2 tRNA genes and 1 rRNA gene are annotated in these 2,174 nt (G+C 51.7%); all 3 read right to left on the bottom strand.

Going from position 1 to position 2,174, the window contains the following annotated elements:
- Nucleotides 1-107: 107 nt before the first annotated feature.
- The 3 genes from DK261_RS08650 to DK261_RS08640 all read right to left on the bottom strand — a co-directional run bounded on the left by DK261_RS08650 (nucleotide 108) and on the right by DK261_RS08640 (nucleotide 1,888).
- A tRNA-Ala gene (locus DK261_RS08650) sits at nucleotides 108-183 on the bottom strand.
- Nucleotides 184-209: 26 nt separating this feature from the next.
- Nucleotides 210-286: transfer RNA gene (locus DK261_RS08645), tRNA-Ile, on the bottom strand.
- A 65-nt stretch (nucleotides 287-351) separates the two neighbouring features.
- A 16S ribosomal RNA gene (locus DK261_RS08640) occupies nucleotides 352-1,888 on the bottom strand.
- Nucleotides 1,889-2,174: the final 286 nt, after the last annotated feature.

Below are 2,174 nucleotides of genomic sequence, written 5' to 3'. Positions count from 1 at the left end.
ACCCAAATTTTTAAAGAACGATTCTGATAAAGATCAGAAATCAACATTCATCGCCTATCAGCGGAATGCTCATTTCTAAGCTTTAAACGATGGACACCAATCTGTAATGGTGGAGCCAAGCGGGATCGAACCGCTGACCTCCTGCGTGCAAGGCAGGCGCTCTCCCAGCTGAGCTATGGCCCCGTATCGCTACAGGGTGCACCAGTAATTGGTGGGTCTGGGCAGATTCGAACTGCCGACCTCACCCTTATCAGGGGTGCGCTCTAACCAACTGAGCTACAGACCCAATCGTCTTCTTCAATGAATCAAGCAATTCGTGTGGGAGCTTATGAAGCAGCTGATGTCGTCGATTAAGGAGGTGATCCAGCCGCAGGTTCCCCTACGGCTACCTTGTTACGACTTCACCCCAGTCATGAATCACACCGTGGTAACCGTCCTCCCGAAGGTTAGACTAGCTACTTCTGGTGCAACCCACTCCCATGGTGTGACGGGCGGTGTGTACAAGGCCCGGGAACGTATTCACCGCGACATTCTGATTCGCGATTACTAGCGATTCCGACTTCACGCAGTCGAGTTGCAGACTGCGATCCGGACTACGATCGGTTTTATGGGATTAGCTCCACCTCGCGGCTTGGCAACCCTCTGTACCGACCATTGTAGCACGTGTGTAGCCCAGGCCGTAAGGGCCATGATGACTTGACGTCATCCCCACCTTCCTCCGGTTTGTCACCGGCAGTCTCCTTAGAGTGCCCACCATGACGTGCTGGTAACTAAGGACAAGGGTTGCGCTCGTTACGGGACTTAACCCAACATCTCACGACACGAGCTGACGACAGCCATGCAGCACCTGTCTCAATGTTCCCGAAGGCACCAATCCATCTCTGGAAAGTTCATTGGATGTCAAGGCCTGGTAAGGTTCTTCGCGTTGCTTCGAATTAAACCACATGCTCCACCGCTTGTGCGGGCCCCCGTCAATTCATTTGAGTTTTAACCTTGCGGCCGTACTCCCCAGGCGGTCAACTTAATGCGTTAGCTGCGCCACTAAGAGCTCAAGGCTCCCAACGGCTAGTTGACATCGTTTACGGCGTGGACTACCAGGGTATCTAATCCTGTTTGCTCCCCACGCTTTCGCACCTCAGTGTCAGTATCAGTCCAGGTGGTCGCCTTCGCCACTGGTGTTCCTTCCTATATCTACGCATTTCACCGCTACACAGGAAATTCCACCACCCTCTACCATACTCTAGCTCGCCAGTTTTGGATGCAGTTCCCAGGTTGAGCCCGGGGATTTCACATCCAACTTAACGAACCACCTACGCGCGCTTTACGCCCAGTAATTCCGATTAACGCTTGCACCCTCTGTATTACCGCGGCTGCTGGCACAGAGTTAGCCGGTGCTTATTCTGTCGGTAACGTCAAAATACTCACGTATTAGGTAAGTACCCTTCCTCCCAACTTAAAGTGCTTTACAATCCGAAGACCTTCTTCACACACGCGGCATGGCTGGATCAGGCTTTCGCCCATTGTCCAATATTCCCCACTGCTGCCTCCCGTAGGAGTCTGGACCGTGTCTCAGTTCCAGTGTGACTGATCATCCTCTCAGACCAGTTACGGATCGTCGCCTTGGTGAGCCATTACCTCACCAACTAGCTAATCCGACCTAGGCTCATCTGATAGCGCAAGGCCCGAAGGTCCCCTGCTTTCTCCCGTAGGACGTATGCGGTATTAGCGTCCGTTTCCGAACGTTATCCCCCACTACCAGGCAGATTCCTAGGCATTACTCACCCGTCCGCCGCTCTCAAGAGAAGCAAGCTTCTCTCTACCGCTCGACTTGCATGTGTTAGGCCTGCCGCCAGCGTTCAATCTGAGCCATGATCAAACTCTTCAGTTCAAACATCTTTGGGTTTTGAGAAAACCCTAAACTTGGCTCAGCAATCGTTGGTTACATCTTTGATTTCTCGCGGAGTAACTTGTGATGCTGATAATCTTTCTGACTATCAGTCTGACTCCACAAGCACCCACACGAATTGCTTGATTCAGTTGTTAAAGAGCGGTTGGTTAAGTCTTTCGTCTCAACCGAGGCGCGCATTCTACAGCAGCCTCTGTATCTGTCAAGCGGTTATTTTAAGAAGTTTTCAAAGTTTCCTTTGCAACTTCAACCACTTGCGCTTCCGATC

It is taken from the genome of Pseudomonas sp. RW409 (assembly GCF_003184125.1).
Classification (GTDB): Bacteria; Pseudomonadota; Gammaproteobacteria; order Pseudomonadales; family Pseudomonadaceae; genus Aquipseudomonas; species Aquipseudomonas chlororaphis_I.
This window is presented reverse-complemented; position numbering and strand designations above follow the sequence as displayed.